This is a genomic window from Kitasatospora sp. MMS16-BH015 (assembly GCF_002943525.1).
Lineage (GTDB): Bacteria > Actinomycetota > Actinomycetes > Streptomycetales > Streptomycetaceae > Kitasatospora.
This window is the reverse complement of the sequence record NZ_CP025394.1, coordinates 997,718-1,010,167: the sequence shown is the minus strand read 5'-3', so window position 1 is coordinate 1,010,167 and position 12,450 is coordinate 997,718. Positions and strand designations below refer to the sequence as shown.

The following is a 12,450-nucleotide window of genomic DNA, read 5'->3' as shown; positions in this document are numbered from 1 at the left end:
CCCGTGCAGCAGACCGTCGAACGACCGAAACGGTTAAGCCGGAACCCCCTTCGATCCGAGCACCAAGGTAGCTGGTACCGAACCGGCGATGCTCTGGACCTGCTTCGCGAGGTCGGGGGACTTCAATCCCTCGGCTGAGGTGAAGACCTGGATGCCGGTGCCGTCGGCGGTGGGAGCGGCCCCATACGTCTCGGACTTGAGGGTCTTGGTCAGTTGAGCTGCAACGACCCGGTCGACGGCGGCGCGCTCGTCCTTCGACGTGTACGTGCACTTGATGACCTTCACCTCGATGCCGGCGGTGTCGGGGCGATCCGTGTGGGCGGATTGGATCATCTGCTGTGCGCGCTGCACGTCGGTGGCGTAGAGCAGGACCCGATTGTTCGCACCGTCCAAGGCCAGGGCACCCCAGATGTCAGCGAACGCGCCACGGCCTTGCGCACTTAGCGCGGAAGCAGCGTTCTGGACCTGGGGGGAGATGGAAGGCGTTGAACTCGGCGGCTGGTCCGCAGAGGCGGTTGCCGTAGCGGTCGACGTGGCCGGTGCGACGGCGACGGTCGCCGCGCGAGATCCGCACGCGGTGATCACGACCAGCACCGAGACGGACAGTATGAGAGAAAAGGGGCGATTGATGACAGCTCCTTCCTGCGGGGAGGCAGTTCCGGGATGGGACGCGCGTGGGGGGCAGCCGGTTCCGGCGGCTCCACGATGACGGCTATCGGGATCAGGTCAGCGGGTTCAGGCTCCGGCGCCCTGCCCTGTCCAGCCGGACCGGGCGCGGTGAAACTCCGGCGACAGCTCGGCCCTCGCACGGCAGGATGACGCGCTGTGAACCCTGCTCTGCTCGGCCTGGCCGTGAACCCCGCCCTCCCGCCGGACGTGCTCGACCGCCTGATCGGCCTGGCCGACGAGGAGCTCGACTGGGAGCTGGTGATGCGTGAGGACCTGACTCGCGCCCAAGCCCGGATTCTGGCGGCCCGCTCCGAGCCGGTGGCCGTGCACCTCGCGTACGCGGGCCGGCTCCGGCCCGAGGACCTCGACCCGGCCGTCCAGCCGCTCGCCGCGCTGGCCCTGCTCGACGAAGGCGCCGGCCCCGCCGAGTGGGCCCGAACCCTCGCGACCTCCCCCGAGGCCGAGCACCGGGAGAAGCTGGCCGCCTGCCCCGGCCTTCCGGCGGACGTGGTCCGCCGTCTCGCGGCCGATCCCGACCTCGGGGTGGTGGCGGCGCTGGCCGCGGGGGCCCCGGCCGAGACGGCCGCCGCGCTCGCCCGGCACCCGCACGCCGAAGTGCGCCGCGCGGCAGCCGGCAACGAGGCGCTCGCTCCGGAGCTGCTGGCAGCCCTGCTCACCGGAGTCGGCCTGCCCACGATCCGGGCCTGCCGCGTCTGCGACCAGGCGGCAGCGGACCGGACGCCGCTGCCGATGGTGCACGCCCCGGACTGTGCGCGCACCGACTGCACGCTCCGGCCGGGCGACGCCTGTGACGGCTCGCACCAGTCCGCCGTGCACGACATCCACTGGCAGGCGCTCTACAACCCCACCACCCCGGTCTCGGCCGTGGCCCCCTTCGCTGACGACTCTTCGGGACTGCTCCGCGACCTGGTCGCCGCCCGCCCCGGCCTCCCACCCGAGGTCTACCGCCGGCTGGCCGCCGACCCCCTTCCGCTGGTCCGGGCCTCGGTGGCGGCCAACCCGTCGATCGACGAGCCCTTGGTCCGCCGGCTCGCCGCGGACACCGACCAGGTCGTCCGCCGCGCCCTCGCCCACCGCCTCGACCTGCCGCTGGACGTGCTGGCCGAACTGGCGAACTCCACCCGGATCGGCGCCGCGCTGCTCCCGCGCCTGGCCGCCGCCACGCCGACCGAACTCACCGCACTCGCGACCGGCGCCGACCCCACCCTGCGGATGCTGGTCGCACTCCGCCGCGACCTCCCCGCCGAGCTCCGCGACCGGCTCGCCCGAGACGCGGACGCCAAGGTGCTCAAGGCCGTCGCGCCCCACCCCGGATTGGGCGAGGCCCAGCTGCTCGCCATGGTCGATCGGCACGGCGCCCGGGTGGCGGCCAAGGTGGCGACCAACCCGGGGGCGACCGCCGCCGTCCTGGAGCGGCTGACCGAGCAGCCGGCCTCCGCCCGGAAGCTCTTCCGCGAGGTGGCCCGCCACCCCAACGCCTCTGTCACGGCCCTGATCGCCTGCCTGACGGACCGTGAGGCCCGCCCGATCGCCGCCGGCCGGCCGGAGCTGCCGACCGGTGCGCTGCGCGGCCTGCTGGCCGACGAGCTGCCCGGGGTGGTGACGGCTGCCGCGGCCAACCCCGCGCTGCCCGAGGCCACCATCCGGAGTCTGCTTCCCTGAATTACGGAGTGTCGGACGGATCGAGCGTGGGCTGCGGCAGAGCTCGGTCTCTGGTCAGGCAGAAGGGATGCCCGGCCGGGTCGGTGAGGACCCGCCACCTGTCGCCGCCGGGCTGGTGGTCCGGCTTGGCGGCGCCCAGCTCCAGCAGCAGGGCCTCGGCCTCGTCGAGGTCGTCGACCGCGAAGTCGAGGTGCATCTGCTGCGGCGCGGTCTGCCCGGGCCACTGCGGAGCCCGGTGGTCCTCGACCCGCTGGAAGCCGATGAAGAGCCCGTCCTGGCGGGTTAGGCCGGCGAAGTCACTGTCGGATTCGGGGTGGGGTTCGAACCCGGTGGCCCGCCGGTAGAACGCGGCCAGCGCCTCGGGATCGGCGCAGTCGAGTGTGATCGCGGTCAACTTCATCGGGAGGGGCATGGCAACTCCGTGACGGTCGTGGTGCTGCGGGTTCGTACTCGGTCAGCGCAGGTGCAGGGCGACGGCCTCGGCGTTGGTGCAGGAGGAGGCGGCGTGGTAGTCGACGACCAAGGCCGAGCCGAAGATGGTGGGCCACTGGACCATGCAGGCACCGGAGTTGTCGGCGCTGAGGCCCTCGGTGGCGCCGTCGGCGTTGCGGAGGGTGACGGGCTTCCAGCCGCGGCCGTTGTCCGGGGGTGAGGCGTCGAACCGGATGTCGTACTGGGTGTGGCCGGAGGTGTCCCAGGTGCAGACCTGGGGCACCAGGCCGTAGCCGTTGGTCAGGGAGCCGGTGTCGGTGCTGCGCAGGGCGATCCCGAAGTCGGTGAGGAGGACTTCGCCGTCCCGGCCTAGCATCGATCAGCCGGTACCGCTCCGCGACCACCCGTTCTGCTGTCGAATCCTCTGGCACTGTGCCCCCGTTGTCCCCGTACGCCGCTCGGCGAGCGCCCAACAGCGTACGGGGGCGGGTGGTCAGGCCACGGAGGAGGGCCGCTACGCCTCGGCCGGGCGGGCCAGTGAGCAGACCAACTGTCCGTCCACGACGTCGGCGAGGATCTCGTCGCCCTTCTGGACGGAGCCGTCCAGGAGCAGGTTGGCCACCCGGTTGTCGAGCTCGCTCTGGATGGTGCGGCGCAGCGGGCGGGCGCCGAACTCGGGCTGGTAGCCCTTGTTCGCCAGCCACTCCTTGGCGGCGTCGGTGACGGTGAGGGTGATGCCCTGGGCCTTGAGGCGCTGTTCGCTGCGGCGGAGCAGCAGGTCGACGATCTTGAGCAGGTCGGCCCGGGTGAGTGCGTGGAAGACGATCACCTCGTCGATCCGGTTGAGGAATTCGGGGCGGAAGTGCTGGCCGAGGTCCTTCATCAGCTCGTCCCGGATGCCGGCGACCTCGCCGTGGTGGTCGAGGATCCGGCGGGAGCCGATGTTGCTGGTCATGATGACCACGGTGTTGCGGAAGTCGACGGTGCGGCCCTGGGCGTCGGTCAGCCGGCCGTCGTCCAGCACCTGGAGCAGCAGGTTGAACACGTCCGGGTGGGCCTTCTCCACCTCGTCGAAGAGCAGCACGCTGTACGGCCGGCGGCGGACGGCCTCGGTGAGCTGGCCGGCCTCGTCGTAGCCGACGTACCCGGGCGGCGAGCCGACCAGGCGGGAGACGGTGTGCTTCTCCTGGAACTCGCTCATGTCGAAGCGGACCATCCGGTCGGCGTCGCCGAAGAGCAACTCGGCCAGCGCCTTCGCGAGTTCGGTCTTGCCGACGCCGGTCGGGCCGAGGAAGAGGAAGGAGCCGGTCGGGCGGCCCGGGTCGCCCATGCCGGCCCTGGAGCGGCGGACGGCCTGGGCGATCGCGGTGACGGCGTCCTCCTGGCCGACCACCTTGTGGTGCAGCGTGTCCTCCAGCTTGAGCAGCCGCTCCTTCTCGGTCTCGGTGAGCTGGGCGATCGGGATGCCGGTGCGGCGGGAGAGCACCTCGGCGATGTCCTCGGCCGTCACGCTGGCCACGCCCTCGCGCTGCTCGGTCACGGCGGCCCGCTCGTCCTCGGCCGCGCGCAGCTGCTGCTTGAGCTCGGCGGCCCGGCCGAACTCCTCGTCCGCGACGGCCTCGCTCAACTCCCGGCGCAGCGTGGTGATCCGGTCGCCGGTCTGCCGGTGCTCGCCGCTGGAGCCGAGCTCGCGCAGCCGCACCCGGGCGCCGGCCTGGTCGAGCAGGTCGATCGCCTTGTCGGGCAGGAAGCGGTCGCTCACGTACCGGTCGGATAGGGTGGCGGCGGCTTCCAACGCGGCGTCGGTGAACCGGACTTGGTGGTGCGCCTCGTAGGAGTCGCGCAGCCCGCGCAGGATCTCCACCGTCTCGTCCACGCTCGGCTCGGGCACCAGCACCGGCTGGAACCGGCGCTCCAGGGCCGGGTCCTTCTCGATGTGCTTGCGGTACTCGTCCAGAGTGGTGGCCCCGACCACGCTCAACTCGCCCCGGGCCAGGGCCGGTTTGAGGATGTTGCCGGCGTCCATCGAGCCCTCGCCGCCGGCTCCGGCGCCGACCACGGTGTGCAGCTCGTCCAGGAAGAGGATCACGCTCTGCTCGGCGGCGATGACCTCGTCGATCACCTTCTTCAGCCGCTCCTCGAACTCACCCCGGTACTTGGAGCCGGCCACCAGACCGGTCAGGTCGAGGGTGACCACCCGCTTGTCCTTGATGCTCTGCGGCACGTCGCCCGCGACGATCCGCTGGGCCAGTCCCTCGACGATGGCCGTCTTGCCGACCCCGGGCTCGCCGATCAGCACCGGGTTGTTCTTGGTGCGGCGGGAGAGGATCTCGACGGTCTGCTCGATCTCCTCGGCCCGGCCGACCACCGGGTCGAGCCTGCCGGCCAGGGCCTCCTGGGTGAGGTCGCGGCCGTACTCGTCCAGGGTCGGGGTATCGCTCGGGTGGGCGCCGGTGGAGCTGCGGTCGCCGCCGGTGCCGTAGCCGTCCAGCACGCTGCGCATCGCCTCCTGGGAGGGGGCGGCGTGTCGCAGGGCCTGGGCGGCGCCGGAGCGGTCGCCGTCGAGCAGGGCGCCGAGGATGTGCTCGGGCCCGATGTAGTCGGCGCCGGCCGCCTGGGAGCGGGCGTGCGCGCCGAGCAGGGCGCGCTTGGCGGCCGGGGTGAGCGCCGGCTCCTCGCCGGTGCCGCTGGCCGCGGTGGGCAGCGACCTGCGCAGGTCGGCGGCGAGCGCGTCCGGGTCGAGCCCGGCCCGCTCCAGCATCCGCCGGGAGGAGTCCACCTGGGTGGCGGCCCAGAGCAGGTGGTCGGTGTCCAGGTCCGAGATGCTGTCCTCGGCGGCCCGCTGGGAGGCCGCCTCGATCAGCCCCCGGGCCGAGTCGCTGAGCAGCCGCCCGATCGGCACCCGCTGCACGGCGGGCGGGGAGGCCGTCGGGCTCATCCCGAAGAACCGGTTGAACAGGTCGCCGAACGGATCGTTCGGCCCGAAGTAGGACATCGACACGCGGGGTCACCTCATGGTCGCTGGTCGCACACGGGACGTACCCATGGAGCCACGAACGGCGACGGGCCGCAGCCCAGGGGCTACCCGGGTAGCAGGATGGCGACGGTGCCCACGACCAGCAGCGCGGTGACCACGTACATCTGGACGCGGGCGCCCCGGGACAGCGTCGGAGTGACGTCCTTCCCGGCCTTCTGGGCCTCCCGGTCGAGGGTGTACTCGCGCATCTCCTCCCAGCGTCCGATCACGAAGAGCGGGAACGCGAAGGTGAACAGCGCGTAGCAGCTCAGCAGCTCCTGCTGGGTGAAGTGCTTGCCGTGGCTCCGGAGGGCCAGGAGCGCACCGAGGAGTACGGGCAGGCCCAGGTAACGGAGCCGGTAGGCCCGGGTGGGTGCGGCGGGCAGCATGACCGCCACCCAGAAGACCGTGGTCGCCGCGGCGATGGCCCACCAGGAGCCGGTGGGGAGGTAGGCGGCGATCATGGGGCTGTCCTGGGGGTGGGGCGGCGGAGATGACGGGCGACCTTAGCAAGTCGTTCGTGTACTCGTCTATCCGTCCGGGTGGGGGCCGGGAGGGTGAATCGACGCTGCGGCGGCAGGGGGGTTCGGGAGCGTCCGGACTGTTCGGGCGGAGGCGGGGGATGGATGGGGGGTGCGACCGGTGCAGGTGGCGGAAGGGTGGTCGGTGGTGGCCGGGAAGGGTCTGGTGAAGGGGGTGACGGTGGCTGCGGCCGCCGTGCTGGTGGGGGCGGGGGTGGCGCCGGGGGCGAGCGGGGCGGTGCCGGGCGGCGCCGAGGCGGCTCGGCTCGCCGCGTACTGGACCGCGGCGCGGATGGCGGCGGCGGTACCGGCGGAGGCGCGAGCGGGAGCGGCCGGTGCCGGGCGGGCCGGGCGTGGGGTGCCGGTGGACGGGCCGGCGCCGGGGGAGATCGTGCCGCCCAGCCGGAGCTTCGACGGCATCCCGCAGGTGGGCACCTTCTTCTGGGCCGACGCCGGCGGGACGGGCCGCACCTGCAGCGGGTCGGTGGTGCACAGCCCCGGCCGCGGCCTGGCGCTCAGCGCGGGCCACTGCCTCAAGGGCTACGCCGGGGCCGAGGCCGAGCGGCACCTGGCCTTCGTGCCGCAGTACCACGACGGGCTCAAGCCGTTCGGCGTCTTCCCGGTGGTGACGGACGGCGTGTACGTCCCGCAGGAGTACTACGACCGGGGTGAACAGGCCGGTGCCGCTTACGACTTCGCCTTCGCGGTGACCGGGCCCGATCCGGCCGGGCGGCAGCTGGAGGACGTGGTCGGCGCCGTCGGGCTGCTCACCGGCAGTGGGTACGCCCACGCGCCGGTGCGGCTGATCGGGTACCCGGCCGGGGCGGCGAAGCCGCTGGACTGCACGAGTGCGACCACCGCCTGGGCGCCCGAGGACCCGGCGGAGCCGGGTACCTTCGAGCGGATCGCCTGCGACGGCTTCGTGGGCGGCACCTCGGGCGGGCCGATGCTGGTGGCCTGGCAGGGCGGTACGGCGGTGGTCGGGGTGATCGGCGGCTACCACACCGGCGGCGACACCCCGCAGATCTCCTACAGCGCCTACTTCGGAGCCGCCACCCGGGCGCTGTACCGGGCGGCGACCACGGTTGCGCCACCGGCGGGGTGAACTCGCTTCACGGATGGGTCAGTTGGCGGGGCATCGGGCCAGCCAGGCGTCGCGCTCGGTGCGGACGGTGAGGTCGGTGCGGTGCAGCACGCTCGCCGGGCCCTCGGTGGCGGTCAGCCGGTCGAGGGTGGCGGCGTCCTCGGCGGAGAGGCGGTCGGCCAGCCCGGTGCGGACGCGGCTGAGCCGGGCCAGGGCGTAGCGACCGGTGGCGGCCGGCAGCGGCGCGGTGAGGTGGATCGCGAAGTGCCGCTCGGCCGCGAGCTCGAAGCCGGCGCCGGTGAGCAGCGGACCCCAGTCGTCGCCCAGGTGCGGGAGGCCGGCGGCGTGCTGCGCGGCCAGGGCCGCCGAGCAGCGGTCCTCCAGGCCCGGGGTGCCCAGGCCGATGTCGTCGGGGAGGAAGTGCGGGAAGCCGGAGAGCTCGGCCACCGCGAGCAGGCCGCCGGGGCGCAGCGCGGCGTACGCGCGGCGCAGCGCCCGGGCTGGGTCGGCGAGGTGGTGCAGGGAGGCGGAGGCCCAGATCAGGTCCGCGCCGCCCTCGCCGTCGAAGGTGGGCCAGGGGGCGTCGAGGTCGGCCACGACGGTAGTGACGCGGTCGGCGAGGCCGAGCTGTTCGGCCCGTTCGGCCAGGCGGGCCAGCAGCACCGGGGAGCTGTCCACGGCGGTGACGGTCGCCGCCGGGAAGCGGCGGAGCAGACCGAAGGTGCCGGTGCCCGTGCCGGCGCCGAGGTCGAGCACCCGGCGGACGGTCGGGCCCTGGGTGGTGTGCCCGGCCAGCCAGTCGGTCAGCTCGGTGTAGTGCTCGTGCAGCACCTCGGCGTCGAGGTCGAGCAGCGGGGCGAGCTCGGCGTCGGAGGGGGCGGCGTGATCGTGATCATGCGCGTGGCCGGGGCCCGGGTGGCCGTGCTGGTGGGGGCGGTGTGCGGTGTGGTGGGTCATGGTTCGAGGCTACGAGAGCCTTGCGCGAATCGCATAGCATCTTGCGTATGAAGCAAGAAGACGGCGAACTCGACACGCTGGTGCGCAAGCGGATCCGGGGCCTGCGGGTGGCGATGGGCCTCTCGCTGGACGACCTCGCGGCCCGCTGCTTCCTCAGCCCCTCCACGCTGAGCCGGATCGAGACCGGCCACCGGCGGATCGGCCTCGACCAGCTGGCGGCGATCGCCCGGGCGCTGGACACCACCATCGACCACCTGGTGGAGCCGGCCGACGACAGCGACGTGGTGATCCGGCCCCAGCGCGACGAGGCCCGGGGCATCACCCGCTGGATGCTCGGCCGCGACCCGTCCACCACGGTGGCCAAGCTCCGGCTCACCCGCCCGGCGCCGACCGGCACCAGCCTGCTCAAGGTGCACCCGGGCCGCGACTGGTTCACCGTGCTCTCCGGCACCGTCGAGCTGGCCCTCGGCGACCGCCGGATCCTGGTCGAGACCGGCCAGGCCGCCGAGTTCTCCACCATGATCCCGCACGCCTTCGGCGCCCACGGCGGCCCCGCCGAGCTGTTGGCCATCCTCGACCACGAGGGCGGCCGCTCCCATCTGCGGCTGCCGGAGTGAGGTGCCAGGAGTGGTGCCATGTGGGTGGGCGAGTGGTGCCAAGGGGTGGTGCGGTGGTGTCGTGTTGGGGTCGTGACATGCCGGTGAGTAGGCGCTGAGCTGCGGTGATGTTTCGTGGCACCGAATGGGCTTGCCGTGGTGCCATAGTGGTGCCACTATAGGAGCCATGGAACTCACCCAGTACGTCGAGAACCTCCGCCGCGAGCTGACCGTGGCGGCGGGGGTCGGCGGCGAGGACGCCCGTGCGCTCGCCGACCGGTTGCTGCTGCCGCTCGACGCGGCGATGCGGCTGACCCTGTTGGAGGCGCTGTCGGCGGCGGCCGAGGAGATCTCGGCCGAGCTGGCGCCCGGGGCCGTGGACGTGCGGCTGCGGGGCGGCGAGGCGGCCTTCGTGGTGACGCCGCCGCCCGGGGTGGGGGAGCCGGCCGGGCCGGCGCCGGCCGAGGTGAGGGTGCCCGTGGTGGAGGGGGAGGACGCCGCGATGGTGCGGATCAACCTCCGGCTGCCGGCCGGTCTCAAGGGCCAGATCGAGGACGCCGCGGCCGCCGGCGGGCTCTCCACCAACGCCTGGATCGTCCGGGCCGCGGCCGCCGGCCTCGCCCAGGAGGGCCGCCGGTCCGCCCCCGCCCCGACCAGGACGGCCGAGCAGTCCGGCCGGGTCGGCCAGAACTGGACCGGCTGGGCCCGCTGACCCGGCCCGGCGTGGCACCGCCCCGCACCGCCAACCCATCAACCCGGTAAGGAAACCGAGATGTCCCGCTCGACGTTCAGCACCTCGTCCCCGATCGTCGTCCTCCTCGACCTCTACGTCGCCGACGTGCGGATCCGCGCCACCGACGGCGCCGACACCGTGGTCGAGGTCAGCCCGACCGACCCGGCCAAGCCCAGTGACGTCAAGGCCGCCGAGGCCACCCGGGTCGAGTACGACGAGGTGACCCGCACGCTCACCGTGGTCACCCGCAAGCCGCGCAACCGCTTCGTCAACTTCAGCAAGCGCCCCGAGTCGATCGACGTGGTGCTGACCCTGCCCAGCGACTCCGACGTGCGGGGCGAGGTCGAGCTCGGCGACTACCTGGCCGAGGGGGTGCTCGGCAGCGTGCAGCTCAAGAGCGGCCTCGGCGCCGTCCGGCTGGGCGAGACCGGCGACCTGACGGTCCGTACCTCGATCGGCGAGGTCAGCGTGGACGGGGTCAGCGGCTCGGCCCAGGTGCACAGCAGCGCGGGGGAGGTGCGGATCGGGGTGGTGGACGGCGGCGCCGACGTCTCCTCGGGCAACGGGACGGTCCGGATCGGGGTGGTCACCGGCACCGCCAAGGTGAAGGTCTCCAACGGTGCGGTCTCGGTCGACCGGGCGCTCTCCGACATCACCGCCACCAACTCCAACGGCGAGGTGCGGATCGGCGAGGTGGTCCGCGGCAAGGTGGTGGCCGCCTCGAAGAACGGCCGGGTGGACGTGGGCGTGCGCGACGGCAGCGCCGCCTGGCTGGAGTTGGACACCAAGGTGGGCCGGGTCTACAACGACCTGGCCGCCGCCGAGGCGCCCGAGGCGGGCGAGCCGGTGGACAAGGTCGAGGTGCACGCCGAGACCAAGCTCGGCGACATCGTCATCCGCCGCACGGCCCGACTGGAGGAGCAGGCATGAGCGCCACCGCCACGCTGACCGATACCGCGATATCGGCCCGGGGGCTGCGCAAGTCCTTCGGCGAGAAGACCGTGCTGGACGGGATCGACCTGACGGTCCGCCAAGGCACCGTGCTGGCCCTGCTCGGGCCGAACGGCGCGGGCAAGACCACCGCCGTCCACCTGCTGACCACCTACCTGCGCCCCGACGCGGGCGAGATCCGGATCGCCGACCAGGACCCGGCGCGGGACGCGCAGGCGGTGCGCCGCTCGATCGGCGTCACCGGGCAGTTCTCCGCCGTTGACGGCTACCTCACCGGCCGGGAGAACCTGCTGCTGATGGCCGACCTGCACCTGCTGCCGAAGGCCGAAGGGCGTCGCCGGGCCGAGGAGTTGCTCGCCCGGTTCGAACTCGCCGAGGCCGCCGACAAGCCCGCCTCCACCTACTCCGGCGGGATGAAGCGCAAGCTCGACCTGGCGATGACCCTGGTCGGTCGGCCCGCGGTGATCTTCCTGGACGAGCCGACCACCGGGCTCGACCCGCGCAGCCGGCGCACCATGTGGGAGATCATCCGGGGCCTGGTCGCCGAGGGCACCACGATCCTGCTCACCACCCAGTACCTGGAGGAGGCCGACCAGCTCGCGCACCGGGTCGCGGTGCTCGACGGCGGCCGGATCGTGGCCGAGGGCACCCCCGCCGAGCTCAAGGCCCGGATCCCCGGCGGCCACCTCGAACTCACCTTCGCCGACCGGGCCGCGCTGGTGGCCGCCGCCGCGCTGCTGCAGCCGACCGGCCGGGACGAGGACGCGCTCACCCTCCAACTGGCGGGCGACGGACGGGTGGTCACCCTTCGGGCGGTGCTGCGACGCCTGGAGGAGGCCGCGATCGAGGTCGAGGCGCTCACCGTGCACACCCCGGACCTGGACGACGTCTTCTTCGCCCTGACCAGCAGGAACTGAGCAGGAATCATCAGGAAGGGACCCTGATAGATCATGAGCACCGCAACAGCCACCACTGGCGGCTCGCACGTGCTGACCCACGCCAAGGTCATGCTGCGCCGCAACCTCCGGCACCTCCAGCGCTACCCCTCGCTGACCCTGATGGTCACCCTGATGCCCATCGTCTTCCTGCTGCTCTTCGTCTACGTCTTCGGCGGGACGCTCGGCTCGGGCCTCGGCGCCGGCACCCCGGCCGGGGTGCACGGCGGCCGGGCCGCCTACGCCGCCTACGTGGCCCCGGCGATCATCCTGATGGCGGTGGCCGCCGCCGCCCAGGGCACCGCGATCGCCGTCGCCCAGGACATGACCGAGGGCATCATCGCCCGCTTCCGCACCATGGCCGTGGCCCGCTCCTCGGTGCTGACCGGCCACGTGGTGGCCGCCACCGTGCAGACCATGACCGGGGTCGTGGTGGTCACCCTGGCGGCGATCGGCGTCGGCTTCCGCCCGCACGCCAACCCGGCCGAGTGGCTGGCCGCCTTCGGGGTGGTGCTGCTGCTCACCTTCGCGGTGACCTGGCTCTGCGTGGGCCTGGGCCTCTCGGCCAAGAGCGTGGAGACGGCCAGCAATTCGCCGATGTTCCTGATCCTGCTGCCCTTCCTCGGCAGCGGCTTCGTGCCCACCGACTCGCTGCCCACCGGCCTGCGCTGGTTCGCCGAGTACCAGCCGTTCACTCCGGTCACGGAGACGCTGCGCGGACTGCTGACCGGCACGGCGATCGGTGACAACCTGGTCATCACCCTCGCCTGGTGCGTCGGGGTCGCGGCGGTCTCCTACGTCTGGTCGCGGCGCCTGTACGAGCGGGAGCCGGAGCGGGCCTGAGGTGCGCGCACGGAGTGCGCACCGCAGTGC

The 12,450-nt window shown here is 73.0% G+C and carries 13 protein-coding genes; 7 read left to right on the top strand and 6 right to left on the bottom strand.

Annotation, left to right across the window (positions count from 1 at the left end; genetic code table 11):
* Positions 1 to 33: 33 nt before the first annotated feature.
* Positions 34 to 594, bottom strand: coding sequence for a hypothetical protein (locus tag CFP65_RS38690; protein ID WP_158702026.1), 561 nt, complete (start codon positions 592 to 594; stop codon positions 34 to 36).
* Positions 595 to 825: 231 nt separating this feature from the next.
* On the opposite strand from CFP65_RS38690, the gene CFP65_RS04415 reads away from it, so the two are divergent.
* A complete protein-coding gene (locus CFP65_RS04415; protein ID WP_104814837.1) occupies positions 826 to 2,352 on the top strand; it encodes a hypothetical protein in 1,527 nt (508 codons plus the stop codon).
* Position 2,353: 1 nt separating this feature from the next.
* Here CFP65_RS04415 and CFP65_RS04410 read toward each other — a convergent pair whose 3' ends face one another.
* From CFP65_RS04410 to CFP65_RS04395, 4 genes are all read right to left on the bottom strand, one after another.
* Complete coding sequence (locus CFP65_RS04410; protein ID WP_104814836.1) at positions 2,354 to 2,764, bottom strand: VOC family protein; 411 nt, start codon at positions 2,762 to 2,764, stop codon at positions 2,354 to 2,356.
* Positions 2,765 to 2,806: 42 nt separating this feature from the next.
* A complete protein-coding gene (locus tag CFP65_RS04405; RefSeq protein WP_104814835.1) occupies positions 2,807 to 3,160 on the bottom strand; it encodes a hypothetical protein in 354 nt (117 codons plus the stop codon).
* A 138-nt stretch (positions 3,161 to 3,298) separates the two neighbouring features.
* Positions 3,299 to 5,779, bottom strand: a complete 2,481-nt coding sequence (locus CFP65_RS04400; protein WP_371682516.1) for an ATP-dependent Clp protease ATP-binding subunit — start codon at positions 5,777 to 5,779, stop codon at positions 3,299 to 3,301.
* 86 nt (positions 5,780 to 5,865) lie between these two features.
* Complete coding sequence (locus tag CFP65_RS04395; protein ID WP_104814833.1) at positions 5,866 to 6,264, bottom strand: hypothetical protein; 399 nt, start codon at positions 6,262 to 6,264, stop codon at positions 5,866 to 5,868.
* A 169-nt stretch (positions 6,265 to 6,433) separates the two neighbouring features.
* Between CFP65_RS04395 and CFP65_RS04390 the strand changes: the two genes are divergently transcribed.
* Entirely contained in the window at positions 6,434 to 7,426 is a 993-nt protein-coding gene (locus CFP65_RS04390) for a serine protease (RefSeq protein ID WP_254552220.1), read from the top strand.
* 18 nt (positions 7,427 to 7,444) lie between these two features.
* On the opposite strand, the gene CFP65_RS04385 is transcribed toward CFP65_RS04390, so the two are convergent.
* Positions 7,445 to 8,362, bottom strand: a complete 918-nt coding sequence (locus CFP65_RS04385; protein ID WP_104814832.1) for a trans-aconitate 2-methyltransferase — start codon at positions 8,360 to 8,362, stop codon at positions 7,445 to 7,447.
* A gap of 47 nt (positions 8,363 to 8,409) precedes the next feature.
* Here CFP65_RS04385 and CFP65_RS04380 point away from each other — a divergent pair, with 47 nt between their 5' ends.
* The 5 genes from CFP65_RS04380 (at position 8,410) to CFP65_RS04360 (ending at position 12,420) form a co-directional block, all read left to right on the top strand.
* On the top strand, positions 8,410 to 8,979 hold the full coding sequence (locus CFP65_RS04380; RefSeq protein ID WP_104814831.1) for a helix-turn-helix transcriptional regulator: 570 nt from the start codon (positions 8,410 to 8,412) through the stop codon (positions 8,977 to 8,979).
* Positions 8,980 to 9,145: 166 nt separating this feature from the next.
* A complete protein-coding gene (locus CFP65_RS04375; RefSeq protein ID WP_104814830.1) occupies positions 9,146 to 9,670 on the top strand; it encodes a hypothetical protein in 525 nt (174 codons plus the stop codon).
* Between the two features lie 60 nt (positions 9,671 to 9,730).
* A complete protein-coding gene (locus CFP65_RS04370) occupies positions 9,731 to 10,621 on the top strand; it encodes a DUF4097 family beta strand repeat-containing protein (RefSeq protein ID WP_104814829.1) in 891 nt (296 codons plus the stop codon).
* Positions 10,622 to 10,635: 14 nt separating this feature from the next.
* On the top strand, positions 10,636 to 11,559 hold the full coding sequence (locus tag CFP65_RS04365) for an ATP-binding cassette domain-containing protein (RefSeq protein WP_168219665.1): 924 nt from the start codon (positions 10,636 to 10,638) through the stop codon (positions 11,557 to 11,559).
* A gap of 33 nt (positions 11,560 to 11,592) precedes the next feature.
* Positions 11,593 to 12,420: an ABC transporter permease gene (locus tag CFP65_RS04360; RefSeq protein ID WP_104814827.1), complete on the top strand. Its 828-nt coding sequence runs from the start codon at positions 11,593 to 11,595 to the stop codon at positions 12,418 to 12,420.
* Positions 12,421 to 12,450 lie beyond the last annotated feature (30 nt).

What these genes read in the sequence shown, in the direction of transcription:
- CFP65_RS04410 (WP_104814836.1), bottom strand. Translation starts at nt 2,764, where the DNA reads ATGCCCCTCCCGATGAAGTTGACCGCGATCACACTCGACTGCGCCGAT.
- CFP65_RS04405 (WP_104814835.1), bottom strand. Translation starts at nt 3,160, where the DNA reads ATGCTAGGCCGGGACGGCGAAGTCCTCCTCACCGACTTCGGGATCGCC.
- CFP65_RS04400 (WP_371682516.1), bottom strand. Translation starts at nt 5,779, where the DNA reads ATGTCCTACTTCGGGCCGAACGATCCGTTCGGCGACCTGTTCAACCGG.
- CFP65_RS04395 (WP_104814833.1), bottom strand. Translation starts at nt 6,264, where the DNA reads ATGATCGCCGCCTACCTCCCCACCGGCTCCTGGTGGGCCATCGCCGCG.
- CFP65_RS04385 (WP_104814832.1), bottom strand. Translation starts at nt 8,362, where the DNA reads ATGACCCACCACACCGCACACCGCCCCCACCAGCACGGCCACCCGGGC.
- CFP65_RS04380 (WP_104814831.1), top strand. Translation starts at nt 8,410, where the DNA reads ATGAAGCAAGAAGACGGCGAACTCGACACGCTGGTGCGCAAGCGGATC.
- CFP65_RS04375 (WP_104814830.1), top strand. Translation starts at nt 9,146, where the DNA reads ATGGAACTCACCCAGTACGTCGAGAACCTCCGCCGCGAGCTGACCGTG.
- CFP65_RS04370 (WP_104814829.1), top strand. Translation starts at nt 9,731, where the DNA reads ATGTCCCGCTCGACGTTCAGCACCTCGTCCCCGATCGTCGTCCTCCTC.
- CFP65_RS04360 (WP_104814827.1), top strand. Translation starts at nt 11,593, where the DNA reads ATGAGCACCGCAACAGCCACCACTGGCGGCTCGCACGTGCTGACCCAC.